This window comes from Kitasatospora sp. NPDC001225 (genome assembly GCF_053597855.1).
Genome location: NZ_JBSFJC010000079.1, coordinates 1 through 24932, shown reverse-complemented (window position 1 = coordinate 24932; position 24932 = coordinate 1). Strand labels below are relative to the sequence as shown.

Below are 24932 nucleotides of genomic sequence, written 5' to 3'. Positions count from 1 at the left end.
GTGGATAACTCCGGGCTGTGGACAGCGGGGAGCCCTGTGGACAGCGGTCTCCGGCCCCGACGGCCCCTGTGGACGACGGTGCGGTCACCCGCCCGGGCCGCCCGGGCCGGGCGAAAACAGTCGGAAAAGTCCGGAAGGACTCGAGGAGAAGCTCAGATGTCCCCGCGGCCGTCGAGCGCGCGGGAGAGCCAGTCCGCCGCCGAGGTGAAATCCCCGTCCGAGGTCCCCGGTCGGCGGTGGGTGGACTCCTGCCGGTCGGCGCGCGGATAGGAGCCGAGGTACCGCACCTGCGGGCAGATCCGCTTGAGCCCCATCATCGCCTCGCCGACCCGGCGCTCGGACAGGTGCCCCTCGCAGTCGATCAGGAAGCAGTAGCTGCCCATGCCCTCGCCGGTCGGGCGGGACTCGATCCGCATCAGGTTGACCCCGCGCACCGCGAACTCCTGGAGCAGTTCCAGCAGCGCGCCCGGGTGGTCGTCCGGCAGCCAGACCACCATCGAGGTCTTGTCCGCGCCGGTCGGCGAGGAGACCCGCCCCGGGCGGCCGACCAGGACGAACCGGGTGGCCGCGCTCTTCGCGTCCGCGATCTCCTTGACCAGCGGCTCCAGCCCGTAGATCGGCGCCGCGAACTCGCCCGCGAACGCGCCGTCGTAGCGGCCCTCGGCGACCAGCCGGGCGCCGTCCGCGTTGGAGGCCGCCGACTCCCAGTCCGCCTCCGGCAGATTGGCCGCCAGCCAGCGCCGTACCTGCGGCTGGGCCACCGGGTGGCTGGTCACCGTCTTGATCCCGGACAGCTCGGTGCCCGGCCGCACCAGCAGCGCGAAGGTAATCGGCAGCAGCACCTCACGGTAGATCATCAGCGGTGTGCCGGAGGCGAGTTCGTCGTTGGTCGCGGTGACCGCGCCCTCCACCGAGTTCTCGATCGGGACGAACGCCCCGGCCGCCTCCCCGCCGCGCACCGCGTCCAGCGCCAGCGCCACCGAGGACAGCGGCACCAGCTCCCGGGTCGCCGCCTCGGGCAGGGTGTGCAGGGCCGCCTCGGTGAACGTGCCGGCCGGTCCGAGGTAGGTGTAGCGGGTGGCCGACATGACGCCTCCGTGGGGTTCCGGGGTACTGCGCGGGCAGGGTGTGCCGAAGCAGTCACCCTAACGATTCAACGGCCCCGGCGGCCAAGCGTTCCAGTGGCCGGGACCGCGGCGGTGGATCCCGGGGGTCCGCCGTCGGACCCCCGGGGAACCGTCCGGGGAACTACCCCTCCAGCAGCTGCCGGCCGAGGTAGCCGCCGGGCGGCGCGCCCGGCGGCAGCGCGTACAGGCCGCTCGCCTCGTGCCGCAGGAAGCGGGAGAGGCCGTCGCCCCGGGAGAGCTTGCGCTGCACGGGGGTGAAGCCCTTGCCCGGGTCGTTCTGGAAGGCGAGGAAGAGCAGCCCGGCGTCCGGTGAGCCGTCCGGCAGCAGCCCGTCGTGGTACGAGAAGCCGCGCCGCAGCATCGCCGCCCCGCCGTTGGCCGCCGGGGCGGCGACCCGGATGTGCGCGTCGGCGGGGATCGCCAGGGTGCCGTCCGGGCCCTGCGCTGCGAGGTCGACCGGGGAGCGCTCGCCGGCCCCGGCGGGCGCGCCGAGCGGGGCGCCGTCCGACTTGCGCCGCCCGATCACCCGCTCCTGCCGGTCCACCGGCAGCGCCTCCCAGTTGTCCAGCAGCATCCGGATCCGCCGGAACACCAGGTACGAGCCGCCGGCCAGCCAGGCCGGCTGGTCGCCACCGGCGGCGCAGAACACCTTGGCGGCGAAGCCGTCCTCGTCCGGCCGGGGGTTGTTGGTGCCGTCGATCTGGCCCATCAGGTTGCGCCCGGTCACCGGTTGGGCGGCGGCGCCGGGGGTGCGGGCGAAGCCGGTCGACTGCCAGCGCAGCGCCGCCGTACCGGCCGCCAGCCGCTGGAGCACCCGCAGGGCGTGCACCGCGACCAGGGCGTCGTCCGCGCCGATCTGGACGAACAGGTCGCCGTCGCCGCGGGCCGGGTCGAGCGCGTCGCCGGGGAAGGCGGGCAGCGGTGCGAGCCCGGGCGGGCGGCGGTCGGCCAGCCCGGCCTTGTCGAACAGCGTGGCGCCGAAGCCGACCGTGACGGTGAGCGAGCAGGGGCCGGCGTCCAGCGCGACCTGGTTGTCGAACTCCTCGGACGGCTCCCCGGCGGTCAGCCGGTCGGCCGCCTTCGTCCAGCGCTGGAGCAGGGTGCGCAGCCCGTCCCGGCCGACGCCCTCGGCCAGGTCGAAGGCGGCCAGCTGGACCCTGGCCTGCGGCGGGTCGGTGATCCCGGCCTGGTGCTCGCCGCGGAACGGCACCCGGGCCGCGCCCAGCGCGCCGCCCGGGCCGGCCGCGGCCCGGCCGCTCCGGTCGGGACGGTCGTAGGCGACCGCCCCGGCGACGCCCGCGCCGGCCCCGACCAGCAGCCCGGCCCCGGCGGTGCCGAGCAGCGCCCGCCGGGTGAAGCCCGCGGGCCCAGTCGAAGCGTGGTCCGCCGGGCCGTGGTCCGCCGGGCCGTGGTCCGCCGGGCCGTGGCCCGCCGGGTTGCGGCCCGTCGAAGCGTGGTCCGTCGACATGTCGGTCACCCCGCTCACCCGATCTTGAACTGCTGGGTCGGGGTGGTCTGGTCGATGTCGGAGGAGCGGATCTGCACCGACACCACCCAGGTGCCCGCCAGCGGCAGCTGCGCGGTGCCGCTCCAGCGGCCGGTGCCCTCCGGGGTGAGCGCGACCGGCAGCGGGCCGAGGTCGCGGTCCGGCAGGGTGAAGGCGAGCTCCACCTCGGGGACGTCCACCGGCTGCCCGTCCGCGCCGTCCAGCGCGAGCTTCACCTCGTTCGGCCCGGTCCGGGCCGGGTTGAGGGTGACGGTCGCGGTGCCCTTGGCGTTCGGCGTCCGGCCCTTGGTGTCGTACGGGAGCTTGAGGTCGACGGTGCGGCCCGGCTCGGTCTGCGGCGCCGCGGCGGCCCCGCCGGCGGCCGGAGCGGCGGCCGCCCCGGCCTTGACCTCGCCCGCCACCCGCCCGGGCGGGGAGTTGGTGAGCATCGTCGTGACCACCAGCACCGCCACCGCGACCAGCGCCTCGACCAGCACCGAGCGGCGCAGCCCGGCCCGGGTCGGGGTCAGCCCGCGGTCGCGTCCGGCGCTCCGCAGCGCGGCCCGCTGGCGCTCCAGCTGCGCCTGCCGGGCCGGGTCCTCGCTGTGCGCCGCCACGGCGACCGGCTCCGGCAGCTCGGCCGGTGCGACCTCGACCGCCTCGGCCGGGGCCGAGCGCAGCCTGGCCAGCCAGGAGCGGGAGATCCAGGCGACGCCCAGCATCGCGGCCACGCAGCCGCTCTTCACCAGCAGCAGCCGCCCGTACTCGGTGCCGGTCAGCGCGCCCCAGCTGCCCAGACCCCGCCAGGACTGGTAGATCCCGGTCCCGGCCAGCACGGCCACCGAGCCGAAGGCGATCTTCGAGAAGCGGTCCACGACCTCGGCGCCGACGCCCTCGCGCAGCGCGACCAGCAGTGCGGCCAGCCCGCCCAGCCAGAGCGCCATCGCGATCAGGTGCAGGATGCCGAGCGGCAGCGCCAGCCAGACCTGGATGCCCACCGAGGCGTGGTCGGCGCCGACCCAGGTCGCCGAGAGGGCGACGGCCAGCACCAGTCCGGCCACGCCGAGGCCGAGCCGGGCCTCGCGCTGCGGCCGTTCGGCGGCCCGCCGCTCCAGCTCGCGCAGCTCGGCGGCCTCGGCGTCGTCCTCGGCGGCCGCGCCGCGCGCGAGGTCGTCGGTGCCGGCCTCCTCCTCGTCCCGCGGCTTCGGCACGACCGGCCGCGGCGGCTGCCCCAGCTGCCCGACCAGCAGCGACAGGAACACCCCGCCCGCCGCGAGCAGCAGCAGCCGGGCGGCCAGCGCGGTGCCGATCCGCTCGTCCAGCGTGGCGCGCACCAGCGACAGGTCGAAGGCCTGCCCGATCCCGGAGCCGCGCTCGTACGGGCCGCGCAGCATCAGCACCGCGACGGTGGAGACCAGCAGCGCCGTCCAGCCCGTCATCAGCAGCCGCTGCACCCGGCGCCGGGCGGTGCCGGCCGGCCAGCAGAGCAGCACGAAGGCGGCGACGCCGACCAGCAGCGCGAAGGCGGCGTACGCGACGGTGCGCCCGGTGCCGTACAGGGCGGCGACCAGGCCGTCGGCCTCGGCGCCCTGGAGCGCGGTGGCCGACACCGACGTGTCCGAGGGCGCGCCGATGGAGAAGGTGAACGCCCCTCCGACCGGGTGGGAGTCGTCCGAGACGGCCCGCCAGGCCACCGTGTAGGTGCCGTTGGCGAGTCCGTCGCGCAGCCCGACCCGGGCGGTGTTGCCCTTGCCGTCGGCGTGCGCCGGGTTGCCGGTGTCCACGGCCTTGCCGGCCGGGTCGAGCACCCGGACGGAGTCGTTGGAGAGCGAGACGGACTCGCTGAAGGTCAGCGTCACCGCCTGCGGGGCGGTGGCGACCACCGAGTTCTGCCGGGGGTCGGTGGAATCCAGGGTGGCGTGCGCGGAGGCCGGCCCGGCGCCCGCGAGCATCAGCGCGAGCAACGCGCCGAGCACTCCGAGCACCCCGGCGATCCGGCGGTGGGTGGCCTTCTCCAGGCCGGCCGACTGCATGGTGGCGGTCCCCTTAACTCTGGCCGGGGCGGTAGGTGAGCTCCTTGACCGGCACCTTGACCGAGATGGTGCCGGACTTGGCGAAGGTGAGGTCCAGCTCCAGCTCGTCGCCGAGGACCGGGGCCTTCTGCCATCCCATGATCATGAGGTGGTTGCCGCCCCGGGCGAGCTGCAGCGCGCCGTGCGCGGGGACGTCGAGGCTGTCCACCTGCTCCATGGTCGACGCGCTCGAGCGGTGCATGGTGACCGACTCGGCGGCCGGGCTGCTCACCTTGAGCAGCTGGTCCTGACCGCCGTCGTTGCGGACGGTCAGGTAGCCGGCCGCCATGCCGCCGGCCGGGGGGAGCGGGATGTAGGAGTCGGCGACGCTGAGCCGGGCCGGCCCGGCGGCGGCACCGTCCTGGCCGCCCGCGCCGCCGCCCGTCCCGCAGGCGGCCAGGATGGCGCCGCCGCCCAGGGCCGTGGCGACGACGGCGCCGAGCAGGGCGCTGCGGCGGAAGCGGCCGGTCCCGGTCTGTGCCGGGGTCACGCCGCGACCCCCTTGGCGAGCAGCGGCAGGTCGTGCTCGTAGGTCTTCTCCTCGGTGCCGCTCATGTAGAGCACGTGGGCCTTGTCGTCCGAGGGGAGGAAGGCCAGCACCTGCGCGCCGTGGGTGGAGGTGACCGTGCCGTCCGCGTTGACGACCGGGTCCTCGATCATGATGCCGAGCGACCTGGCGGCGGTCTTCACCTTGGCCAGGTCCCCGGTGAGGCCTATGAAGTCGCTGCCCATCGAGTCCAGCCAGGTGCGCAGCACCTGGGGGGTGTCGCGCTGCGGGTCGGTGGAGACGAAGACGACGTTGACCTTCTGCCGCTCCTCCGCGGGGAGCGCCTTCATCGCGACGCCGATGTCGCCCATGGTGGTCGGGCAGACGTCCGGGCAGCTGGTGTACCCGAAGAACAGCAGGGTGGCCTTGCCGTTGGTCTGCTGGCGCAGGTCGAAGGGCTGGCCGGCGGTGTCGGTCAGCTGGAGGTCCGGCTTCTCGAAGTTCTTGGCGAGCTTGGTGCCCTGGTACGGGGTGTCCTCCTTCTGCCGGGTGACCTTGGCGGCGGTGGAGCCGCCGCCGGAGGAGCCGCAGGCGGAGAGGGTCAGGGCGGCGGCCAGCGCGAGGGCGGCCGCGCCGGCCAGGCGGGTGGTGCGGGGCATGGGAGTTCCGATCGTGCGGGGTGGGCCACCGGTGGGGCCCGTACCCGTGGTCCGGGTACGGGCCCCGCCGGCGTGGGGTCAGGAGGCGGTGTTGCCGCTCTTGCGGCGCAGGCCGAGCACACCGACGGCGGTGCCGATCACACCGACGACGATGCCGACCACGCCCAGGGTGCGGGCGGTGGAGTCGCTGGACTTGGTGTCGCCGGCGGCGGCCTGGTCGGAGCTGCCCCCGTGGGCGCCCGCGGCCGGGGAGGCGGTGACGCCGTGGCCGTCACCCTCGGCGGCCTTGGTGAGCTTCAGGACGGGCGCGGGCTTGGCCGGCTCGGGCTGGCCGTCCTTGGTCTCGTCGATCCAGCGGGCGATGTCGCCGTTGTCGTAGGTCTGGAGGGTCTTGAAGACCAGGTTGTCGGTGTCGGTCGGCAGCGGGCCGAGCGAGACCCGGAACTCCTGGAACTGGCCGGGGGCGATCTTGGTGCCGGCGTCGGCGGTCCAGGTGATCTTGGAGACGGCCTCGGTGACGTCGTTGCCGTGCACCTTGATCGGCTTGTCGAGCTTGGCCTTCTCGACCGCGGCGGTCCAGCCCGGCAGCGGCAGGGTCCGGACCGAGGCCAGCGGGTGGTCCAGCGGGAGGTTGACCTCCAGCTTCACCGTGCCCGCCGTGTCGCTCTCGTTCGGCACCCGGAAGTCGACGGCCGTGTAGCCGCCCTGGGCGGCCGCACCCGGGTTCACGGTGACGTGCGCGAAGGCGGGGCCGGCCAGCGCCACCACGGACGCGGCGGCGGTGAGGGCGACGGCGGCGAGACGGCGGGCGGGAAGGGAACGCATGATGCGGGTCTCCGATCGGAGCTCGGCGGCAGCCGGAACCGGCGACGGACGGGAGCCGTGCCGCGGGGGCCGCGGGGGTGGGGACGTGGGGGTGGAGCCTCGGGCCGCCCCGGTGGTCGGGGGAACGGCCGGACGGTACGCACGCCGGGCACCCGGGACGGCCGAGGGCCGCCAGGAAACGCCGGTCAGTACGCGAGGGCCCCGCACGGCGGGCCGCGCCGCACCACGCTGTGCCGCAGCACGGCACCCGCCGGGAGCGGGCTCTCCCCGCCCCGGGCACCGAACCGGCGGGCCGGGCCGGCCGTCCCGAACAGACCGCGCAGCAACGCGGCCACCAGCGCGAACGCCGTACGCAGCGGCGCCGCCCAGTGCTCCCGGGCGGCTGTGGCGGCCACCCGCAGCAGCTGCCACAGGGCCGCCTCGCCGCGCCGCAGCCACCAGCCCGCGACCAGCGCGGCGCCGAGGTGCCCGGCCAGCATCGACGGCGTCATGCCGAAGACCCCGGCCTGCCACCAGGGCGCGGCGGCGAACGCGTGCGGGTCCAGGCCCGCGGAGGAGACCAGCTGCTCCGGGGACGGGCTGCCCGGCAGGCCGAGCAGCGTGCCGGGGCGGGCCTCGTTGCAGATCAGCCGGCCGGCCACCTGCGGCACCGTCAGCGGACCGGAGCCCCCGTGGTGCATGCCGGCCATGGAGCCGCCGAAACCGTTGAAACCGTGGAAGAGGCAGTGCAGTCCGAGCTGCCCGGCACCGAGCGCCCCGGCGATGGCCGCCAGCGAACGCTCCCGCCCGCCGCAGACCACCGCGAACGCCAGCACCGCGGCGAAGCCCAGCGCCAGTGCGGTCGGCGGCACGTTCCCGCCACCCGCCAGGGCGTGCCCGGCGGCGGCTATCAGGGTGCACACCAGCGCGAACGGGACCGCCCGGGCAAGCCGCAGGTCCCAGGCGGCGGACCCCACCGGCTGGGCCGGTCCGGGGGCGCCCGGGAGCGGGGCGGCGGCGAGGGCAGTCATGGCCGGGCCATCCTCTCATTGCGTACGCCGCCGACACGGGCAGGGTGGGAAATCCCTACGAATGCCCCTTTCGGCGGCGCGTGCGAGGGGGCGTACGCGTCGCCCGGCACAGACCCCGGCCCCCGGTCCATCCGCCGAACGGGCGGTAGCGGCCCCCGGGCACGGTTCGCCGGGGAATCGCCCGGAGATACCTAGTTGTATGTGGAGCCGCAGCCAGGAGGGACCTCCCGTGGACATCTGGTGGACTCTGCACCTCAAGCGCGACCCGGCCAGCGTTCCGCTGGCCCGGCGCATCCTGCTCGGTGCGATGGCGACCGCGGGCGTCGACCCGCAGATCGCGGACGACCTCGGCGTCGCCCTCACCGAGGCCTGCGCCAACGCCGTCGAGCACGGCGCCACCGGGCGGCCCGACGACGGCTTCCAGGTCACCGCCTCGATCTGCGGCGACCGGCTGCGGATCGAGGTCACCGACTCGGGCCCCGGCCTGCCGGCCCCCGCCCCCGCCGGGGCCGCTGCCGCCGTCCGCCGCACCCCCGCGCCGGACCAGGCCCGTCCGGCGGTGGCCGGCCGGGCGCCCCGCCGCACCCGCCGCGGCCGCGCCACCGTCCCGGCCCGCGTCCTCGCCGCGTACGGCCCCCGCCGTGACGGCCACCCGTACGACACCCACGTCCTGCCCTGTCGCCCCAGCGTCCCCACCCTGCGCCCGGTCGACCTGGACACCCTCCCCGACCTCACCGCCGAGTCCGGCCGCGGCCTCTTCCTCATCCACGCCCTCACCGACCACGTCCAGCTGCGCAACCACCCGCTGCGCGGGGCGATCGTCAGCTTCGACAAGATCCTCAAGTGGCAGGACGACGCGCTGCTGCGGGCGGCTTCGTAGGGCGGGTGGCGTTGTAGGGGACGGCGGGGGAGCCGGGGGCGGTCAGTGGCGCAGGGCTTCGGCCGGTTCGACGGCGGCGGCCCGGAGGGCCGGGTAGAGGCCGGCCAACAGGCCCACCAGGCTGCCGGCCAGGGGTGCGGGCAGGACCGTCCAGGGCTGGAGCAGGGCGGTCCAGTCGCGGGCCAGCGCGACCAGCACCACGACGGCCACGCCGATCGCGGTGCCGATCAGCCCGCCGAGGGTGCCGAGCACGGTGGACTCGGTGAGGAACTGGGCCGCGATGTGCCGGGGCCGGGCGCCGAGGGCGCGCCGCAGGCCGATCTCGCCGGTGCGCTCCAGGACGGCGACCAGCGTGGTGTTGGCGATGCCGACCGCGCCGATCACCAGGCAGATGGCGGCCAGCAGCAGGAACAGCCCGGTGAGGTCGGTGGAGACGGAGTCCCGCAGGGTGTGCGGGTCGGGCGGGGCGAGGGCCTCGAAGTCCTGGGGGGCCTCCGGGCGCAGGGCGGTCGGGGCCTGGGAGGCGACCAGGGCGGCCGCGCCGGTCCGGGTGCGGACCACCATCCGGGCCCGGCCGTTCTCCCCGGGCGGCGGGTTGCCCCAGAGCGTCCGCGCGGTGGTGGTGGGCACCATGACGTCGAGCGCGGTCTCGGGCAGCCGGGCGCTGCCGTCGATGATGCCGATGACGGTGAAGCCGACGCCGTTGACGAACACCGCGGGGTGGGCGTCGAGGCGGCTGATGCCGAGCCGTCCGGCGGCGGCCGAGCCCAGGACCGCGACCCGCAGGCCGCGTTCGCTGTGGAAGGCGTTGTAGACGGTGCCGGCGGAGACCCGGGCCTCGATCGCGTCGAAGCCGCCGGGGGAGAGCGCCAGGACGTTGAGCCCGGCGCCGGAGCCGGTGCCGGGCACCGGGGAGGTGGAGATCTTCGGCTCGGTCAGCGGCGCGCTCCAGTAGACCCCGGCCGCGACCGCGCCGTTGAGCCGGCCCACCCGGCGGTCGGCGTCCTCGGGGAAGTCCATGGCGGCGCGGTGCTGGCCGTTGCCGAGGACCACCTCCGCTCCGCTGCCGACCAGGGTGACCGTGGTGTTCTGCAGGGCCGAGAAGCGCTTGCCGATCTGGCCGGTGGCGCTGGAGGTGAGCCCGAGGACGGCGACGAAGGCGCCGACGCCGAGGACGGTGCCCAGCAGGGTGAGCACCGACCGGCCGGGGCGCTGCACCATGCCGGACAGTGCCTCGCTCAGCAGGTCGGTCAACCCGAGCCGGGAGAGCGGGACTTCGGTGGACGTGGCGCGCCTCCTCACCGTTCGACCGCCGCCCCGGTCGCGCTCAGCCGGCCGTCCCGGATGGTGATGGTCCGCCGGGCCCGTTCGGCGACCTCGCGGTCATGGGTGATGACCAGCAGGGTCAGGCCGCTCCCGTGCAGTTCCTCGAACAGTTCCATGACCCGCAGGGCCGTCGCCGAGTCGAGGTTCCCGGTCGGTTCGTCGCACAGCAGGAGCGACGGCCGGTTCACCAACGCCCTTGCCACCGCGACGCGTTGACGTTCACCTCCGGACATCCTGGAGGGCAGGGCCTCGGCCCGGTGGCCGAGGCCGACCTGGTCCAGGACCCGTCGGGCGGCGTCGGCCCGGCCCGCCCTGGCCGATCCGTTGTAGACCTGGGCGAGCATCACGTTCTCCAGTGCGGTCCGGTACGGCAGCAGGTGGAAGGACTGGAAGACGAAGCCGATCCGGCGCCCGCGGAGCGCGGTGCGGCGGGCCTCGGAGAGCGCGCCGGTGTCGATGCCCTCGAGTTCGTACGTGCCGCCGCTGGGCCGGTCGAGCAGGCCGAGCAGGTTGAGGAAGGTCGACTTGCCGGACCCCGAGGGGCCGATCACGGCGGCGTACTCGCCGCGGGCGACCTCCAGGTCGAGGGGGTGCAGGGCGGTGACCGGCGGTGGGCCGGGGAAGGTGCGGAACGCCCCGCGCAGCCGGATCACCGGGGTGTCGCGGTCGGCTCCGGCGCGGTCTGTCCCGGCCCCGCTCACCGGCCGACCACGACCTGCTCGCCGGGCTTGAGCTCGGCTCCGGCGGCGGGCTTGACCTCGACGAAGCCGTCCGCGGCGACGCCCACCGTCACCTCCACGGTGCGCCGGGTGCCGTCGGTGCCCGCGACGGACACCGAGGTCCGGCCGTCGACGCCCGAGCTGATGGCGGAGGAGGGCACGGCGAGCACCTCGCCCTGGGTGGAGGCGGCGACCACGGTGATCCGGACGTCCTGGCCCTCCAGGGCCGGGTCCCAGGGGGCGTCGGGGGTGACGACGAGCGGGACGTAGGGGTCGGTGCCGGCGCCCGGGGCCGCCGGTGCCGCGCTGGCGGCGCCGCCTCCACCCCCGCCGCCACCGGGGCTTCCCGGGGTGACGAGCGCGCCCACCGAGCCGACCTTGGCGGTGAGTTGGACGCCCGTGGTCTCGGACAGCACGGTGACGTCCATGCCGGGCTTGACCAGCGGGGCGTCGCCGGGGAGCAGGTGGCCGGTCAGGTTGAGGCCGCCGGCGGTGAGGGTGAGGACCGGGGCCGTCACCTTGTCGCCGACCCTGGCGCCGACGGCGCCCACCCGGGCCGGCAGCGCGGGCAGGAAGACCACCTCGGCGGCGGGCAGTTGGGGGCCGTCCTTGGCCTGGGCGCGGGCCAGGTCCTGCTGCTTGGCGGTGAGATCGGCGCGGGCCCGGGCGAGCGCGGCGGCACCACCGGAACCGGCGCCACCGGAACCGGCGCCACCGGAACCGGCGCCACCGGAACCGGCACCACCGGCGGGTGCGCCGGTCCCGGTGGCTCCCGGGGCCGGTGCGCCGTTCTTGCCGGCCGCCGGGGCCGTGGTGGCCGCTGTGGCCGCCGCGGTCGGCTCGCCGCCGCCGCGGGCGGGCTGGCTCTCCAGGTCCCGGACGGCCTGTTTGGCCTGGTCCACGGCCTGCTGGGCGGTCCGGACGGCGGTGGCGGTCTGGTCGCCGGTGGTGGCCGCCGGGTAGCCGAGCTTCTGGTAGAGCCTGGCCACGGCGGCCTTGGTGGCGGCCCCGAAGTACCCCTTGTCGTCGCCGCCCGGGTAGTACCCCATGTCCCGGAGCACGTCCTGCAGTTGGCCGATGTCGCCGCCGGACTCGCCCGGTGCCATGTCGCGGTAGGCGGGTGTCGAGCCGGGCAGGGCGATCACCGGCCGTCCGGACACCTCGGCCAGCACCTGCCCGGAGTCCACCGCGTCCCCGCTGTTGACCTTCAGCGCCGTCACGATCGGGGTGCCGCCGCCCGGGCCGCCGGCGCTGGCCGAGACCGCGCCCGGCTGTACCGGGAAGGACTGGCCGGCCGTGAACACCCCGCGCAGGACCGTGGTGTTGGAGAGCACCCGCTGCACCACCGGTGCCGTGAGCACCGAGGCGGGCGGCGCCTTGGCGTCGGCGGCGGCCTGCTCCGGCGAGCGGATCAGGGTGGCGGCCCACATCCCGCCCCCGGCGGTGACCGCCGCGACCAGGGCGATCACGACGATCAGCCGCCGCCGTCGACGCGGGGTGGACCCGGCCGGGGTGGCGGGTTCCGCTGCGGTGGCCTCGGGCTCGGGTGTTTCCACGGCTTCCATTTCCGGTACGTCTTCCGGTGCTTCGCGCTCGGACGGGGGTCAGCTGCTGCGGGACGGGGTGGCGGTGCCCCCGGGGCACGGCAGCGGGTTCTGGATGTCCGTGACCTTCCACACTCCGTCGATCCGACGCATCGTCATGATGCTGAGCTGTTCTGGTCGTTGGCTGACCTGGCTGATCTCGTGGCCGGTGCCCGCGTCCACGATCCGCCAGGCGTTCAGGTCGACGCAGTCGTACAGCCGGCGGGCCTCCCCGTCGGTCCGCACGCCGAGCAGCCGGTGCTTCACCTCGCCGCTCATGTGCTGCCCCTCCTGGCGCAGTTGGTCCACCGAGGCGCGCAGGATGGAGAGGTTGGGCTCGTCGGCGTGGGCGTCCAGCGGCGCGGCGGCGACGTCGCCGGCCCGGGCGACCTTCGTCCACTCGTCCCAGTAGGCGAGGTACGGCTGCCGCAGGTCGTCCCCGACCGTGGTCAGCCGCTCGCCGTTCGGGCCGGTGGCGGTGGTGCGGTCCGGGGCGGCCGAGGAGGTGCCGGAGCAGCCCGCGGCGGCCAGGACGGCGGCGCAGACCAGGGCGGCGGCGGCCGTCCGCGCCGGGCGGCCGGGCCGGGCGCGGCTCACTGGCCGTGCTCCCGCAGCACCGTCGCCGCCTGGTCGAGCTGGGACTGGATGGCGGCGCGGTAGGCCTTCAGCTCGTTGTCGTGCTGCTCGATCAGCTGTTTCTGGATGGCGCTCTGGACGCCGAAGGCGATGCCGGAGAGGTTGGTCTGCCGGGTGCAGGCGACGTCGGCCTTGGCGGTGTCGATCTCCCGCTGGGTCACCGTGGGGCCCCAGGACTCGGTGCTGAGGCTCTCGGGGTTGCCGTAGGCGTAGCCCCGCTGCTTCATGCAGGACGCCCATTCGGTGGTGGCGGCGACCACCCGGGCGTCCGCCTTGGTGCGGTTCATCGACTGGCCGGTGAGGTCCCCGTAGACGTCGGCGGCGGGCGGCTTGTCGCCCTTGAGCTTGCGGTCGGCCTCGCCGGTGCAGCCGCCGGGCGGGGTGCTGCCGCCGGCCGGTTCGCCGCCGGTGGGGGACTTCAGCCCGGAGAGCGCGGTGAACTCGGCGGGGTTCATCGGACTGCCGCTGCCGACCTTGGCTCCTCCGGCGGTGCCGGGCTGGTGGAACCCGTACTGGGCGGCCTGCGCCTCGTTGAGGAACCCGTACGGCGTGGGCATGTCGTCCTTGCCGGCCTTGGTGAGGTCGGCGTTGTTCGGCTGCCAGGAGGCGAAGCCGAGCCGCTTCATGCAGTCCTGGGTGAGCAGGCCCTGCGCCTTCGCGATGCCGGTCAGTTCCTGGGGGCTCGCCGCGAAGGCCCGCAGCGGGAGCTGCTGGGTGTCGGCCACGGTCGTCGGGGTGGGCGTCGCGGTCAGGGCGGGCGCGGCGGCCTGGCCGCCGGTTCCGCCGGTGATCGGGGCGGCGCTCCCGCCGGAGGAGCAGCCGGTGAGCAGGGCGAGCCCGGTGGCGGCGACGACCAGGGCGGTGCGGCGGTGGGACCTCACGAGTGGACCTCATCGGGTGGGCGGGCCGGTAGTCTCGGGCGGAGCCCTCTTCGCCCCATTAGCGGTGGGGCGAAGAGGGCCGTGGTGCGGTGGAGCAGATCAGCACTTGGTCCACTGGTTCGAGAGGGCACCGGAGATGTAGTCCTCGAAGGTGTAGCCCCAGACGCCGGTGGCCCGGTCGGTGTTGCTGTCCCAGGCGGTGTAGCCGTTGACGGTCGAGCCGTTGGTGAAGCACCAGTCGTTGGTGCCGTGGCCCGGGTAGCCGATGCCGTTGATGGAGGAGTTGGTGTACGGGCCGCTGCGGATGTTGGCGGCGGTGGTGTAGTCGCTGACGTAGAGGGCGTTGGCGGCCCCGGTGCCGAGGGTCAGCGCGGCGACGGCGGCGGCTGCCACGGTGGCCACGCGGCCCATGCGGTTCTTGAGCATGGTGAGTCCCATCTCTCTTGGTGCGGAGGGTAGTTGCCGATGCCCCGAGTGGGGCCAGGACATCTCAGCACCGGGCCGGACGGTCCACCAGTGTCCTCAGGTACAGTCCTCCAGCCGGAACAGCAGGGCCGCCTGGGCCAGTTGGATGCGCGAGCACACGCCGAGCTGCTCGAACAGGGCGGCGGTGTGCGCCTTGACGGTCCGCTCCTCGATCCGCAGTTCGGCGGCGATCTCCTGGTTGGACAGGTCGGTTCCGATGAGTTCGAGGACTTGGGCGCGGCGCTGGGAGAGCCCCCTGACCCGGTCGGCCGCCGCGCGCATTCTCGAAAGATGATCGATCGTCAAAAGCTGTGCATCGCCCATCGGTTCCCCCCGTAGCCGAGTGTGGAGCGTACGCACGACAAGTCTCGGCCGGGCGGTAGGCCCAGTCAACGTGGATGTTACGGAGAGAGACGCTCCGGATGTCCGCGGTGAGCCGGCCGGGGGTGGGCCGTACGGGCCGCCGACCGGTGGTTCCGCTCCGGTTGCCGGGTGCGCGCGGCGGTCGGACGATGGGGGCATGATGCACCAGATGCGGGCCGAGTACGGCGCCGACGGCGAGGCCGGCGGGGTGCGGCTGTGGCACATGGTCCGGGGCGAGGAGAGTGTGGCGATGTGCGGCCGCGAGCTCGACCCGGCCGCGCGGGTGCGGGAGGCGGTGGACTGGGGGAAGACCCCGGAGCTGTGCTGCCACACCTGCGGGGCGTACTTCCTGCGCGAGGCGCCGTACCTGGCGGCCGAGCACCCGTAAACGGCGCTACCGTGCTCGGCATGGAGGAATCCCTCGTCCGGCCGTCGCCGTTGACCGATGAGGCCGCCGGGCTGCGCGCCGGTGTGCCGGAACTCCCCGAGTACGTGGACCGGTTGTGCGCGCTGGTCGAGCGGGTGGACCCGCTGATCCACGCGTTCGTGCCGGAGCCCGGGCGGTACGACCGGCTGCGGTCGCGGGCGCGCGAGCTGGCCGTGCGGTACCCGGAGCCCGACCGGCGGCCGCCGCTGTACGGGGTGGCGGTGGGCGTCAAGGACATCGTGCACGTGGACGGGCTGCCCACGCACGGCGGTTCGGCGCTGCCGCCCGGGGTGCTGGCCGGGCCGCAGGCCGTGGTGGTGGACCGGCTGCTGGCGGCGGGGGCGATGGTCGCGGGCAAGACGGTGACCGCCGAGTTCGCCGCGAGCGCCCCCGGTCCGACCCGCAATCCGCACCGGCCGGGGCACACCCCGGGCGGCTCCAGCAGCGGTTCGGCGGCGGCGGTCGCGGCCGGGCTGGTGCCGCTGGCGATCGGCACCCAGACGGTTGGCTCGGTGATCCGCCCGGCCGCGTACTGCGGGGTGGTGGGCTTCCGGCCGACGTACGGGCGGATCCCGATCGCGGGGGTGATCCCGAACGCGCCGAGCCTCGACACCCTGGGGACCTTCACCGCCGACCTGGCGGGCGCGGCCCTGGCGGCCCCGCTGCTCTGCGACGACTGGCGGGGCGACGACCGGCTTCCCTCCCCGGACCGGATCGGTGCCGGGGAGGTCCGGCCGCCCGTGCTCGGGGTGCCGGACGGGACGTACCTGGAGTGCGCCGAGCCGGCCGCGCTGCGCGCCTTCGAGGAGCAGCTGGCCCGGCTGGCGCGGGCCGGGCTCACGGTGCGCCGGGTCGAGCTGTTCCCGGACTTCGCCGAGGTCGTCCGGCAGCTGCAGACGGTCAACCGCTTCGAGCTGGCCCGCGGCCACGCCGACTGGTTCGCCCGCTTCGGCGGGCTCTACCGGCCGGAGACGGCGGCGGGCATCCGGGTCGGCCGGGGCGTCGCGGCCGAGGACCGGGAGGCCGCCCTGCGGTTCCGGGAGCGGCTGCGCGAGCGGGTGGCCGCGGCGGGCGCGGCGGCCGGGGTGGACCTGTGGTTGGCGCCCTCGGCGACCGGCGGGGCGCCGGAGGGCCTGCACAGCACGGGGGACGCGGTGATGTCGCTGCCGTGGAGCTTCCTCGGGCGCCCGGCGCTGAGCCTGCCGGCCGGGCGGACCGGGGACGGGCTGCCGCTGGGCCTCCAGGTGGTCGGCGCGCCCGGCGGGGACGAGCTTCTGCTGGCCCAAGCAGCGTTCGTTGAAAGGGTGCTGACGGAGCGTTAGGCGAGCGTCGGGTCGGCCGGGTCGGTCGCCTCGGCGCGCAGCAGGCGCAGCAGCAGGCGGCCGGCCCGCTCGTACGGGGTGTCCTCGTCGTGCAGCACGGCCTGGGAGTTGGCCGTCTCCAGGACGGCGATCAGGGCGAAGGCGAGGTCCCCGAGGTCGGTGTCGGGGCGCAGGGCGCCGGCCGCCCGGGCGGCGGCGAGGGTCTCGACGACGGTGTCGGACCACTCCCGGGCGCAGCCGGCCAGGGCGTCCCGGACGGCGCCGGGGCGGGCGTCGAACTCGGCGGTGACCTCGTAGAAGAAGCAGCCGCCGGGGAACACCCGGGCGCGGGAGTAGGCCAGCCAGCTCTCGCAGAGGGCACGGGCCCTGGCGAGGCCGGGCGGGGTGTCGGCGACCGGGGCGACGACGGCGTCGGCGAAGATCCGGCGGGCGGCGCGGACGGTGGCCAGCTGCAGCTCCTCCTTGGAGCCGAAGCCGGCGAAGACGCCGCTCTTGCTGAGCCCGAGGTCGGTGGCGAGGCGGCCGATGGAGAGCGCGTCCAGGCCCTCGACGGAGGCGATCCCGACGGCGCGGCGCAGCACCGCGCGGCGGGTCTCCTCGCCGCGCAGGACCCGTCCGTCCGTGGTCGTTCCGGCCATCGTCCGCGCCCCTGTTCTGCTCGTCTGTTCCGCTCGCCCTGCGTGCCGCCCAGGGTAGTGGGTGCATCGGGGTGGCCCCGGAGAACCCTAAAACTGCACGAACGGTCGTGCTAATATCTCGCCGCGAACGAGGCAGGACAAGGAGCGCGAGAGCAGGGAGACCCGATGGACCCGACCCGCGGACTGATCCGTACGACCCTCAACCCCACCGCCCGGATCGCCCCCGGCCTGGCCGGGCGGGCCGCCTTCGAGCTGTTCACGCACCCGGTCCGGCGCAGCCGGGTGCGCGCGTCGGAGCGGGAGGTGCACGGACGGGCGGCCACCGAGCGGCTCGCCGTGAACGGCAAGGCGGTGGTCGGCTACCGCTGGGGCAGCGGCGAGCGGCCGGTCCTGCTGCTGCACGGCTGGCGCTCCCGGGCCTCCCGGTTCGCCCCGTACGTGCCCCGGCTGCGGGCGCTCGGGCTGAGCGTCGTCGCCTTCGACGCGCCGGGCCACGGCGACTCCGGCGGCCGGACCACCGGCGTGCCGGAGTACCGCGAGCTCGCGCTGAGCCTCCAGGAGCGGTACGGGCCGTTCGAGGCCGTGCTGGCGCACTCGCTGGGCGTCTGCGCGGCCTTCGGGGCGCTGGCCGACGGCCTGCGGGCGGGCCGGCTGGCGGCCGTCTCCGGGGTGTCCCGGGTGGGCTTCTTCCCGGCCGCGTTCTGTGCCGGGCTCGGGTTGGACGCCGAGGTCGAGCGGGCGCTGCGGGAGCGGATCGAGCGGGAGCTGTTCGGCGGGGACGCCGGGGGCTGGGAGCGCTTCGACGCGGCCCGCCGGGTCGGGGCGGTCGACGGGCCGGTCCTGGTCGTGCACGACGAGGGCGACACCGTCGTCCCGCCGAGCGAGGCGTACCGGCTGCGCGAGGCGTACGGGGAGCGGCTGGAGCTGACCATCACTCAGGGCCTGGGCCACAGCAGGATTATCGCGGAGCCGGCCGTTGTTGATCAGGTGATCGGATTCATCTCTGCCGGCCGGGAGGTCGCTGTCGTATGAGGATCGTCGAACTGCACGCACAGGCCATGGAGTTGGCCGTCCAGGTGGTGGACGGCCTACGGCCGGACCAGCTCGACCTGCCCACCCCCTGCGCGGGGTGGACGCTGCGCAAGCTGCTGGAGCACTGCGTCGGCCAGCACCAGGGCTTCGCCGCGGCCGCCCGCGGCGCCGGGCCGGACCTGGCGCTGTTCGCGGACGCCCCGCTCGGCGCCGACCCGGCGGGCGCCTTCCGGCGCACCGGGACCGACCTCACCGAGGCCTTCCGGGAGGCGGCCACCGCGGACCGGCCGATCTGGCTGGCCGAGATCCGCGACGGCGGCCCCTTCCCGCTCACCCAGGCGGTGGGCTTCCACCTGCTGGACACCCTGGTGCACGGCTGGGACGTCGCCGCCGCGCTCGGCACCCAGGCCGCGCTGGTCGCCGCGGTGGACGGCGACGACGCGCTGGCCACCGCGCTGCTGACGGTGACCGAGGCCGTCCCGAACACCGAGGAACACCGGGCGCCGGGCCGGGCCTTCGCCCCGGGGCTCGAACCCGGCGGCGGCACCGGCCGGTTCGACCGCGCCCTGGCACTGCTCGGCCGCGACCCGGCCTGGAAGCCGTAACGGCCCTGTCCGCCCCGGGGGTTCCGGAACACAGGGGATTCCGGAAACCCCGGGGCCTGCCTTCGGCCCGCGTCCGCGGTCGGGCAGGCCCTACGGGCGGCGGGCGGCCCCGGCGCCCCGGCTCTCGGGGCCGCGCTGCTCGTCGGGGAAGCGCGGGCCGCCGATCAGGAAGAGCAGTGCGGCGGTCGGGAAGCCGAGCGAGGCGGCCAGCAACACGATGAACTCCCAGAACATCTTCCGCTCCTCGTCAGTCGCGGGCCGCCCGGACACCCGAAGGTGATCCCAAACCCGACCCGCTCCGATTGGCCGAATCGTCCGGTCACTGTCCGACGGTATGGCCGAATCACCCCGGCTGCCACCGGGCGCCGGCCCCCGGCCCGCGCCACACCGGCGCACGGGTCTGGGCGCGGGCCGGGGGCGGCGGCCACACTGTCGGGATGCAGCTACAGCTCGCAGGGGAAGCACGGCGGCCCGACCGCGAGAGCGAGGACTTCGCGGTGGCCTCGCCGGAGGCGCTGGTCCTGCTGGACGGCGCGAGCTCGCCGGTCGGCCTGGAGTCCGGGTGCCGGCACGGGACGGCCTGGTACGTGCGCCGGCTGGGCGTGCACCTGCTCGCCCGGCTCACCGACCGGGCGGACCGCTCGATCGCCGACTGCCTGGCCGACGCCATCGTCGAGACGGCCGCGCTGCACGGCGGCCGCTGCGACCTGGCCCACCCGAACACCCCCGCCGCGATGGTCGTCGCGGCCCGGCGGCACGGCGAGGCGCTGGAGTACCTGGTGCTCGGCGACTCCCTGCTGGTGCTGGAGTTCAAGGACGGCCCGCCGAAGGTGATCGGGGACAACCAGCGCTTCCCCGGCGGCGAGGAGCTGCGCCGGCAGGTCTGGGAGACCGTCCCCGGCTCGGCCGAGCGGGCCGCGCTGCACCTGGAGTACGTGCTGGCCGTGCGCGCCGCCCGTAACCGGGGCAACGGCCCGTGGATCGCCGCCGCCAGCCCGCGGGCGGCCGAGCACGCCGAGACCGGCTCCGTCCGGCTGGACCGGCTGCACGCGCTGGCCGCCCTCACCGACGGCGCCTCGCGCTACACCGAGCGCTTCGGGCTGGGCAGTTGGGGCGACGTGCTGCGGCTGCTCGCCGAGTCCGGGCCGGGCGAGCTGATCGCCCAGGTCCGGGCGGTGGAGCGGGCGGACGCCGGCTGCGAGCGCTGGCCGCGCGGCAAGACGCACGACGACGCCTCGGCCCTGTACGCGCTGCTGTAGGCGGTGGACGCGCGAGGGCCCGGACCGGGTGCGGTCCGGGCCCTCACGAGCGGGCGGGCTCAGTGGCCGTCGGCGGGGATGGTGCCGAGGCGGCCGGCCTGGAAGTCCTCCATGGCCTGCTGGAGCTCGCGGTGGCTGTTCATCACGAACGGGCCGTAGTGGGCGACGGGTTCGCGGATCGGGAGGCCGCCGAGGAGGACGACCTCGAAGTTGTTGTCGCGGGAGTCCTGCTTCTCGTCGGCGCGCAGGGTGATCGAGTCGCCGTCGCCGAAGACGACGGCCTGGCCCCGGTGGAAGGGGCGGTGCTCGGTGCCGGCCGAGCCGTTGCCGGCGAGGCCGTAGGCGAGGGCGTTGAAGTCGGCGCGCCAGGGCAGGGTGATCTGGGCGCCGGGGTTGATCGAGGCGTGGATCATGGTGATCGGGGTGAAGGTGGTGCCCGGGCCCTGGTGGCCGTCCAGCTCGCCGGCGATGACGCGCAGGAGCGCGCCGCCGTCCTCGGTGCTGAGCAGCTTGACGCTGCCGCCGCGGATGTCCTGGTACTTCGGGGTGATCATCTTGTCCGAGGCGGGCAGGTTGACCCACAGCTGGAGGCCGTGGAACAGGCCGCCGGACTGCACCAGGGACTCCGGCGGGGTCTCGATGTGCAGCAGGCCGGAGCCGGCCGTCATCCACTGGGTGTCGCCGTCGGTGATGGTGCCGCCACCGCCGTGCGAGTCCCGGTGGATGAACGTTCCGTCGATGATGTAGGTGACGGTCTCGAAGCCGCGGTGCGGGTGCCAGGGGGTGCCCTTGGGCTCGCCGGCCGCGTAGTCCACCTCGCCCATCTGGTCCATCATGATGAACGGGTCGAGGTACTTCTGGTTGATCCTGGCGAAGGCGCGGCGGACGGGGAAGCCCTCGCCCTCGTAGCCCTCGGGGGCGGTCGCCACGGTGAGGACCGGCCGTGCGCTCGTGACGGCGGGGTCCGGCGTGGTGACGCGCGGGAGGGTCAGCGGGTTGTCGACGGTCACGGCGGGCATGTCGGCCTCCTTCGGGGGGTGTCTGGCCTACATCCATGAGATTAGTTCAATCCTCAACAACAAGCAAGTTGAAAGTTGAACTATGTAGTGACGGAGGAGCGCGGGGCTCCTCGTCCAGCATGGGTCAGCCGTACATCCGGCGCATCGTGAAGTCGACCATCTGCTCGACGGCCTTGGCGTCGAACACCATCCGGTGCTCGCCCTCCATGTCCAGCGCGAAGCCGTAGCCGGTCGGCAGCAGGTCCAGGACCTCGGCGCCGGTGACGGTGAAGTGCTTGGAGTCCTTGCCGGCGTAGCGGCGCAGCTCCTTCAGCGAGCTGAACATCGGGATCACCGGCGTCGGGGTGTTGTGCAGCGCCAGGAAGCCGGGGCGGTCGCCGCGGGGGCAGTGCACCTTCGAGGTGATGAAGATCGCCTGGAAGTCCTCGACCGCCATCGAGCCGGTGGTGAAGGCCCGGACGGCGTCCGCGAGTGAGGGCGGCGAGGGTTCGGGGTACAGGGACTGCTGGGGGGCCTGCGACTGCCCGCCGTAGGCGTCGGGTCCGGGCATGCCGTTCATGCCCTGCTGCGGTCCCGCCTGCTGCTGGTAGGGGTCGCCCGGGTATGTGTTCTGGTCATATCCGTACACACGGACAGGCTAGCGGGAGCGCACCCCTCTGCGCTGGCGCCGATCCTGACAAGGAGTGGCCGCGTCGGCTGTGGGACGTGACCACGTTCATAGCGGATTCGCCGGCGGGGGCTTGCCCAAGTTACCGCTGGGTAGCATCATGATGCCTACTGGTGGGTACGGGACGCCGGAACGCGGCGGTCTCCCGGAAGCGACGAACCGGAGATAACGGCCATGGGTCACTACAAGTCCAACCTGCGGGACGTGGAGTTCAACCTCTTCGAGGTGTTCGGCCGCGAGCAGGTGTACGGCACCGGACCGTTCGCGGACATGGACGTCGAGACCGCGAAGAACATCCTAAGCGAGATCGCGCGCCTCGCCGAGAACGACCTCGCGGCGTCCTACGCCGACACCGACCGCAACCCGCCGGTCTTCGACCCGGAGACCAGCACCGCGCCGATCCCGGCCACCTTCAAGAAGAGCTACCAGACCTTCATGGACGCCGAGTGGTGGCGCCTGGGCATCCCGGAGTCGATCGGCGGTCAGGTCACCCCGAACTCGCTGATCTGGGCCTTCGCCGAGCAGATCCTGGGCTCCAACCCGGCCATCTGGATGTACTCCTCCGGCCCGGCCTTCGCCGGCGTCATCGCCGAGGAGGGCACCGAGGAGCAGCTCGAGGTCGCCAAGCGGATGACCGACCGCCTGTGGGGCTCCACCATGGTCCTCACCGAGCCCGACGCGGGCTCCGACGTGGGCGCCGGCCGCACCAAGGCGATCCAGCAGGAGGACGGCTCCTGGCACATCGAGGGCGTCAAGCGCTTCATCACCTCGGGCGAGCACGACATGTCCGAGAACATCATCCACATGGTGCTGGCCCGCCCCGAGGGCGGCAAGCCGGGCACCAAGGGCCTGGGCCTGTTCATCGTCCCCAAGTTCGACTTCGACTGGGAGACCGGCGAGCTGGGCGAGCGCAACGGCGTCTACGCCACCAACGTCGAGCACAAGATGGGCCTCAAGGCCTCGAACACCTGCGAGATGACCTTCGGCGCCAAGCACCCGGCCAAGGGCTGGCTGCTCGGCGACAAGGTCGACGGCATCCGCCAGATGTTCAAGATCATCGAGTTCGCCCGGATGATGGTCGGCACGAAGGCCATCGCCACCCTCTCCACCGGCTACCTGAACGCCCTGGAGTACGCCAAGGAGCGCGTGCAGGGCGCCGACATCTCGCAGTTCCTGGACAAGACCGCCCCGCGCGTCACCATCACCCACCACCCGGACGTGCGCCGCTCGCTGCTGACCCAGAAGGCCTACGCCGAGGGCATGCGCGCGCTGGTGCTGTTCACCGCGTCCACCCAGGACGACATGATGGCCGCCAAGCTGCGCGGCGAGCACGACGAGGCCGCCGAGCGCCTCAACGACCTGCTGCTGCCGATCGTCAAGGGCTACGGCTCGGAGAAGTCCTACGAGCAGCTCGCCCAGTCGCTGCAGACCTTCGGCGGCTCCGGGTACCTCCAGGAGTACCCGATCGAGCAGTACATCCGGGACGCCAAGATCGACACCCTGTACGAGGGCACCACGGCGATCCAGGGCCAGGACTTCTTCTTCCGCAAGATCGTCAAGGACGGCGGCCAGGCGCTCACCGCCCTGAACGAGCAGATCCAGAAGTTCATCGACTCGGCCGCCGGCGGCGACGCCCTGGCCGCCGAGCGCAAGCTGCTCGCCAAGGCCGCCGGCGACCTGGAGGCCATCGTCGGCAAGCTGATCGCCGACCTGACCTCGGTCGAGCAGGACGTCAAGAACATGTACAAGGTGGGCCTGAACACCACCCGCCTGCTGATGGTCTCCGGCGACGTCGTGGTCGGCTGGCTGCTGCTGCGCCAGGCCGTGGTGGCCCTGGCCAAGCTGGAGGCCGGCGCCTCCGAGAAGGACGTCCCGTTCTACCAGGGCAAGGTCGCGGCGGCCCGCTTCTTCGCCAAGAACGTCCTGCCGACCGTCACCCCGCAGCGCCTGATCGCCGAGGGCATCGACAACGAGATCATGGACCTGGCGGAGGAGGCCTTCTAGGCCCGTCCGGGACCGCAGGGCCCGTCCGGGCCCGCGCACCCCTCGAACCGCCTGACACACCCTCGCACCGAAGGGCCCGGCTGCCACCGGGCCCTTCGGTGCGTCCGGGGCCGTGGCCGGGGCGGGCGTCCGGGGCCGTGGTCCGGGTGTGCGTCCGGGTGTGCGTCCGGCGGCGGAAAGCTCCGACCGTGCGCGGCGGTTCACGGTCGTGTCCGGGTCGTGCACCGAACCAGGTGTTCCGAATGCCCTGTCCGTGTACGGGCATATGCTCAGGTGCGAAGCCGACTCCCCATCCGGCTTCGGCCCTCACTCGACCCAGGAGCAGCATGTCGACCGCCGCCCGCCAGGCATTCTTCGACCGGACGCACAGCGACGACCTGATCGCGTTCCTCGGCACCTCACCCTCCCCGTACCACGCGGTGGCGAGCGCCGCGGAGCGGCTGGAGAAGGCGGGCTTCCGGCAGGTCGCCGAGACGGACGCGTGGGACGACGCGGCCGGCGGGCGCTACCTGATCCGCGGGGGCGCGCTGATCGCCTGGTACCTGCCGGAGGGAGCGGGCCCCGAGACGCCGTTCCGGATCGTCGGCACCCACACCGACTCGCCCAACCTGCGGGTCAAGCCCGTGCCGGACACCGGCTCGGAGGGCTGGCGGCAGGTCGCCGTGGAGATTTACGGCGGCGTCCCGCTGAACACCTGGCTGGACCGCGACCTCGGCCTCTCCGGTCGGCTCGCGCTCAAGGACGGCACCGCCCGGCTGGTCCAGCTGGACGAGCCGCTGCTGCGCGTGCCGCAGCTCGCCATCCACCTGGACCGCCAGGTCAACGAGGGCATGAAGCTCGACAAGCAGCGCCACCTCACCCCGATCTGGGGCCTCGGCCCGGTCGACGAGGGCGCGCTGATCTCCTACGTCGCCCAGCGGGCCGGTCTGGACGCCGCCGACGTGGCCGGCTGGGACCTCATGACCCACGACGTCCAGCCCGCCTCCTACCTGGGCCGCGACCGCGAACTGCTGGCCGCCCCGCGCCTGGACAACCTGCTCTCGGTGCACGCGGCCACCGCCGCGCTCGCCGCCGTCGCCACCGCCGAGGGCGCCGCCAGCCTGCCGTACATCCCGGTGCTGGCCGCCTTCGACCACGAGGAGACCGGCAGCGAGTCCGACACCGGCGCGCAGAGCCCGCTGCTCGGCACCGTGCTGGACCGGACGGTGCACGCGCGCGGCGGCACCACCGAGGACCGGGCCCGGGCCCTCGCCGGCACCGTCTGCCTCTCCTCGGACATGGGCCACGCCGTCCACCCGAACTACAGCGAGCGGCACGAGCCGGGCCACCACCCGATGCCGAACGGCGGGCCGATCCTCAAGGTCAACGTCAACAACCGCTACGCGACCGACGGCGTCGGGCGGGCGGTGTTCGCGGCCGCTTGCGAGAAGGCGGGCGTGC

The 24932-nt window shown here is 74.4% G+C and carries 26 protein-coding genes; 8 read left to right on the top strand and 18 right to left on the bottom strand.

What is annotated here, in order from left to right; genetic code table 11:
- Positions 1 to 152: 152 nt before the first annotated feature.
- The 7 genes from pheA to ACWDCZ_RS24940 all read right to left on the bottom strand — a co-directional run bounded on the left by pheA (position 153) and on the right by ACWDCZ_RS24940 (position 7666).
- The gene (pheA, locus tag ACWDCZ_RS24970; protein WP_049652857.1) at positions 153 to 1088 is read right to left on the bottom strand and encodes a prephenate dehydratase; all 936 of its coding nucleotides are present in this window, start codon (positions 1086 to 1088) and stop codon (positions 153 to 155) included.
- A gap of 160 nt (positions 1089 to 1248) precedes the next feature.
- A complete protein-coding gene (gene efeB / locus ACWDCZ_RS24965) occupies positions 1249 to 2595 on the bottom strand; it encodes an iron uptake transporter deferrochelatase/peroxidase subunit (protein ID WP_449817011.1) in 1347 nt (448 codons plus the stop codon).
- A gap of 14 nt (positions 2596 to 2609) precedes the next feature.
- Positions 2610 to 4646, bottom strand: a complete 2037-nt coding sequence (locus tag ACWDCZ_RS24960; protein WP_449817010.1) for a FixH family protein — start codon at positions 4644 to 4646, stop codon at positions 2610 to 2612.
- 13 nt (positions 4647 to 4659) lie between these two features.
- Positions 4660 to 5175, bottom strand: coding sequence for a copper chaperone PCu(A)C (locus ACWDCZ_RS24955; RefSeq protein ID WP_053112532.1), 516 nt, complete (start codon positions 5173 to 5175; stop codon positions 4660 to 4662).
- Positions 5172 to 5831 carry an SCO family protein gene (locus tag ACWDCZ_RS24950; protein WP_049660017.1) on the bottom strand — a complete coding sequence of 220 codons (660 nt, stop codon included), beginning with the start codon at positions 5829 to 5831 and terminating at the stop codon, positions 5172 to 5174. The genes ACWDCZ_RS24955 and ACWDCZ_RS24950 overlap by 4 nt, the downstream gene beginning before the upstream one ends.
- 78 nt (positions 5832 to 5909) lie before the next feature.
- A complete protein-coding gene (locus tag ACWDCZ_RS24945) occupies positions 5910 to 6656 on the bottom strand; it encodes a YcnI family copper-binding membrane protein (protein WP_449817009.1) in 747 nt (248 codons plus the stop codon).
- Positions 6657 to 6841: 185 nt separating this feature from the next.
- Entirely contained in the window at positions 6842 to 7666 is an 825-nt protein-coding gene (locus ACWDCZ_RS24940) for a hypothetical protein (RefSeq protein WP_079272020.1), read from the bottom strand.
- A 229-nt stretch (positions 7667 to 7895) separates the two neighbouring features.
- Between ACWDCZ_RS24940 and ACWDCZ_RS24935 the strand changes: the two genes are divergently transcribed.
- Positions 7896 to 8546: an ATP-binding protein gene (locus ACWDCZ_RS24935; protein ID WP_449810627.1), complete on the top strand. Its 651-nt coding sequence runs from the start codon at positions 7896 to 7898 to the stop codon at positions 8544 to 8546.
- 42 nt (positions 8547 to 8588) lie between these two features.
- Here the strand turns inward: ACWDCZ_RS24935 and ACWDCZ_RS24930 are convergent, their stop codons facing one another.
- The 7 genes from ACWDCZ_RS24930 to ACWDCZ_RS24900 all read right to left on the bottom strand — a co-directional run bounded on the left by ACWDCZ_RS24930 (position 8589) and on the right by ACWDCZ_RS24900 (position 14438).
- The gene (locus ACWDCZ_RS24930; protein WP_449817008.1) at positions 8589 to 9848 is read right to left on the bottom strand and encodes an ABC transporter permease; all 1260 of its coding nucleotides are present in this window, start codon (positions 9846 to 9848) and stop codon (positions 8589 to 8591) included.
- Complete coding sequence (locus tag ACWDCZ_RS24925) at positions 9845 to 10573, bottom strand: ABC transporter ATP-binding protein (RefSeq protein ID WP_449817007.1); 729 nt, start codon at positions 10571 to 10573, stop codon at positions 9845 to 9847. The genes ACWDCZ_RS24930 and ACWDCZ_RS24925 overlap by 4 nt, the downstream gene beginning before the upstream one ends.
- Positions 10570 to 12147 (bottom strand): peptidoglycan-binding protein, encoded by a 1578-nt coding sequence (locus tag ACWDCZ_RS24920; RefSeq protein ID WP_449817006.1) that lies wholly within the window; start codon positions 12145 to 12147, stop codon positions 10570 to 10572. Before ACWDCZ_RS24920 ends, ACWDCZ_RS24925 begins: the two co-directional genes overlap by 4 nt.
- A 48-nt stretch (positions 12148 to 12195) precedes the next feature.
- A complete protein-coding gene (locus ACWDCZ_RS24915) occupies positions 12196 to 12771 on the bottom strand; it encodes a hypothetical protein (RefSeq protein WP_449817005.1) in 576 nt (191 codons plus the stop codon).
- Positions 12768 to 13691 (bottom strand): hypothetical protein, encoded by a 924-nt coding sequence (locus tag ACWDCZ_RS24910; protein WP_449817004.1) that lies wholly within the window; start codon positions 13689 to 13691, stop codon positions 12768 to 12770. Before ACWDCZ_RS24910 ends, ACWDCZ_RS24915 begins: the two co-directional genes overlap by 4 nt.
- Positions 13692 to 13790: 99 nt before the next feature.
- Positions 13791 to 14129 carry a hypothetical protein gene (locus tag ACWDCZ_RS24905; protein ID WP_449817003.1) on the bottom strand — a complete coding sequence of 113 codons (339 nt, stop codon included), beginning with the start codon at positions 14127 to 14129 and terminating at the stop codon, positions 13791 to 13793.
- Between the two features lie 84 nt (positions 14130 to 14213).
- Positions 14214 to 14438 (bottom strand): response regulator transcription factor, encoded by a 225-nt coding sequence (locus ACWDCZ_RS24900; protein WP_049657156.1) that lies wholly within the window; start codon positions 14436 to 14438, stop codon positions 14214 to 14216.
- Between the two features lie 238 nt (positions 14439 to 14676).
- Here ACWDCZ_RS24900 and ACWDCZ_RS24895 point away from each other — a divergent pair, with 238 nt between their 5' ends.
- Positions 14677 to 14907: a hypothetical protein gene (locus ACWDCZ_RS24895; RefSeq protein ID WP_117491857.1), complete on the top strand. Its 231-nt coding sequence runs from the start codon at positions 14677 to 14679 to the stop codon at positions 14905 to 14907.
- A 20-nt stretch (positions 14908 to 14927) separates the two neighbouring features.
- A complete protein-coding gene (locus ACWDCZ_RS24890; RefSeq protein WP_449817002.1) occupies positions 14928 to 16268 on the top strand; it encodes an amidase in 1341 nt (446 codons plus the stop codon).
- Here ACWDCZ_RS24890 and ACWDCZ_RS24885 read toward each other — a convergent pair.
- Positions 16265 to 16906 carry a TetR/AcrR family transcriptional regulator gene (locus tag ACWDCZ_RS24885; RefSeq protein WP_117488904.1) on the bottom strand — a complete coding sequence of 214 codons (642 nt, stop codon included), beginning with the start codon at positions 16904 to 16906 and terminating at the stop codon, positions 16265 to 16267. The genes ACWDCZ_RS24890 and ACWDCZ_RS24885 overlap by 4 nt on opposite strands.
- A gap of 165 nt (positions 16907 to 17071) precedes the next feature.
- Between ACWDCZ_RS24885 and ACWDCZ_RS24880 the strand changes: the two genes are divergently transcribed.
- Positions 17072 to 17938 carry an alpha/beta hydrolase gene (locus ACWDCZ_RS24880; RefSeq protein WP_449810621.1) on the top strand — a complete coding sequence of 289 codons (867 nt, stop codon included), beginning with the start codon at positions 17072 to 17074 and terminating at the stop codon, positions 17936 to 17938.
- Positions 17935 to 18543, top strand: coding sequence for a TIGR03086 family metal-binding protein (locus ACWDCZ_RS24875; protein ID WP_449810620.1), 609 nt, complete (start codon positions 17935 to 17937; stop codon positions 18541 to 18543). The genes ACWDCZ_RS24880 and ACWDCZ_RS24875 overlap by 4 nt, the downstream gene beginning before the upstream one ends.
- Positions 18544 to 18633: 90 nt before the next feature.
- Here the strand turns inward: ACWDCZ_RS24875 and ACWDCZ_RS24870 are convergent, their stop codons facing one another.
- A complete protein-coding gene (locus tag ACWDCZ_RS24870; RefSeq protein ID WP_158077691.1) occupies positions 18634 to 18777 on the bottom strand; it encodes a hypothetical protein in 144 nt (47 codons plus the stop codon).
- A 203-nt stretch (positions 18778 to 18980) separates the two neighbouring features.
- Here ACWDCZ_RS24870 and ACWDCZ_RS24865 point away from each other — a divergent pair, with 203 nt between their 5' ends.
- Positions 18981 to 19802, top strand: coding sequence for a protein phosphatase 2C domain-containing protein (locus tag ACWDCZ_RS24865; RefSeq protein ID WP_063780134.1), 822 nt, complete (start codon positions 18981 to 18983; stop codon positions 19800 to 19802).
- Positions 19803 to 19861: 59 nt separating this feature from the next.
- Here the strand turns inward: ACWDCZ_RS24865 and ACWDCZ_RS24860 are convergent, their stop codons facing one another.
- Positions 19862 to 20821: a pirin family protein gene (locus ACWDCZ_RS24860; protein WP_049651061.1), complete on the bottom strand. Its 960-nt coding sequence runs from the start codon at positions 20819 to 20821 to the stop codon at positions 19862 to 19864.
- A gap of 124 nt (positions 20822 to 20945) precedes the next feature.
- On the bottom strand, positions 20946 to 21449 hold the full coding sequence (locus ACWDCZ_RS24855; protein ID WP_049651062.1) for an SseB family protein: 504 nt from the start codon (positions 21447 to 21449) through the stop codon (positions 20946 to 20948).
- A 213-nt stretch (positions 21450 to 21662) separates the two neighbouring features.
- Between ACWDCZ_RS24855 and ACWDCZ_RS24850 the strand changes: the two genes are divergently transcribed.
- Both ACWDCZ_RS24850 and ACWDCZ_RS24845 read left to right on the top strand, forming a co-directional pair.
- Complete coding sequence (locus ACWDCZ_RS24850; RefSeq protein WP_449817001.1) at positions 21663 to 23492, top strand: acyl-CoA dehydrogenase; 1830 nt, start codon at positions 21663 to 21665, stop codon at positions 23490 to 23492.
- 326 nt (positions 23493 to 23818) lie between these two features.
- A partial coding sequence (locus tag ACWDCZ_RS24845) for a M18 family aminopeptidase (RefSeq protein ID WP_449817000.1) occupies positions 23819 to 24932 on the top strand: 1114 nt, incomplete at its 3' end.

Excerpts from the sequence above, each read along its gene's own strand:
- pheA (WP_049652857.1), bottom strand. The coding sequence starts at position 1,088 with ATGTCGGCCACCCGCTACACCTACCTCGGACCGGCCGGCACGTTCACC.
- efeB (WP_449817011.1), bottom strand. The coding sequence starts at position 2,595 with ATGTCGACGGACCACGCTTCGACGGGCCGCAACCCGGCGGGCCACGGC.
- ACWDCZ_RS24960 (WP_449817010.1), bottom strand. The coding sequence starts at position 4,646 with ATGCAGTCGGCCGGCCTGGAGAAGGCCACCCACCGCCGGATCGCCGGG.
- ACWDCZ_RS24950 (WP_049660017.1), bottom strand. The coding sequence starts at position 5,831 with ATGCCCCGCACCACCCGCCTGGCCGGCGCGGCCGCCCTCGCGCTGGCC.
- ACWDCZ_RS24945 (WP_449817009.1), bottom strand. The coding sequence starts at position 6,656 with ATGCGTTCCCTTCCCGCCCGCCGTCTCGCCGCCGTCGCCCTCACCGCC.
- ACWDCZ_RS24940 (WP_079272020.1), bottom strand. The coding sequence starts at position 7,666 with ATGACTGCCCTCGCCGCCGCCCCGCTCCCGGGCGCCCCCGGACCGGCC.
- ACWDCZ_RS24905 (WP_449817003.1), bottom strand. The coding sequence starts at position 14,129 with ATGGGACTCACCATGCTCAAGAACCGCATGGGCCGCGTGGCCACCGTG.
- ACWDCZ_RS24900 (WP_049657156.1), bottom strand. The coding sequence starts at position 14,438 with ATGCGCGCGGCGGCCGACCGGGTCAGGGGGCTCTCCCAGCGCCGCGCC.
- ACWDCZ_RS24895 (WP_117491857.1), top strand. The coding sequence starts at position 14,677 with ATGATGCACCAGATGCGGGCCGAGTACGGCGCCGACGGCGAGGCCGGC.
- ACWDCZ_RS24890 (WP_449817002.1), top strand. The coding sequence starts at position 14,928 with ATGGAGGAATCCCTCGTCCGGCCGTCGCCGTTGACCGATGAGGCCGCC.
- ACWDCZ_RS24885 (WP_117488904.1), bottom strand. The coding sequence starts at position 16,906 with ATGGCCGGAACGACCACGGACGGACGGGTCCTGCGCGGCGAGGAGACC.
- ACWDCZ_RS24880 (WP_449810621.1), top strand. The coding sequence starts at position 17,072 with ATGGACCCGACCCGCGGACTGATCCGTACGACCCTCAACCCCACCGCC.
- ACWDCZ_RS24875 (WP_449810620.1), top strand. The coding sequence starts at position 17,935 with ATGAGGATCGTCGAACTGCACGCACAGGCCATGGAGTTGGCCGTCCAG.
- ACWDCZ_RS24870 (WP_158077691.1), bottom strand. The coding sequence starts at position 18,777 with ATGTTCTGGGAGTTCATCGTGTTGCTGGCCGCCTCGCTCGGCTTCCCG.
- ACWDCZ_RS24865 (WP_063780134.1), top strand. The coding sequence starts at position 18,981 with ATGCAGCTACAGCTCGCAGGGGAAGCACGGCGGCCCGACCGCGAGAGC.
- ACWDCZ_RS24860 (WP_049651061.1), bottom strand. The coding sequence starts at position 20,821 with ATGCCCGCCGTGACCGTCGACAACCCGCTGACCCTCCCGCGCGTCACC.
- ACWDCZ_RS24850 (WP_449817001.1), top strand. The coding sequence starts at position 21,663 with ATGGGTCACTACAAGTCCAACCTGCGGGACGTGGAGTTCAACCTCTTC.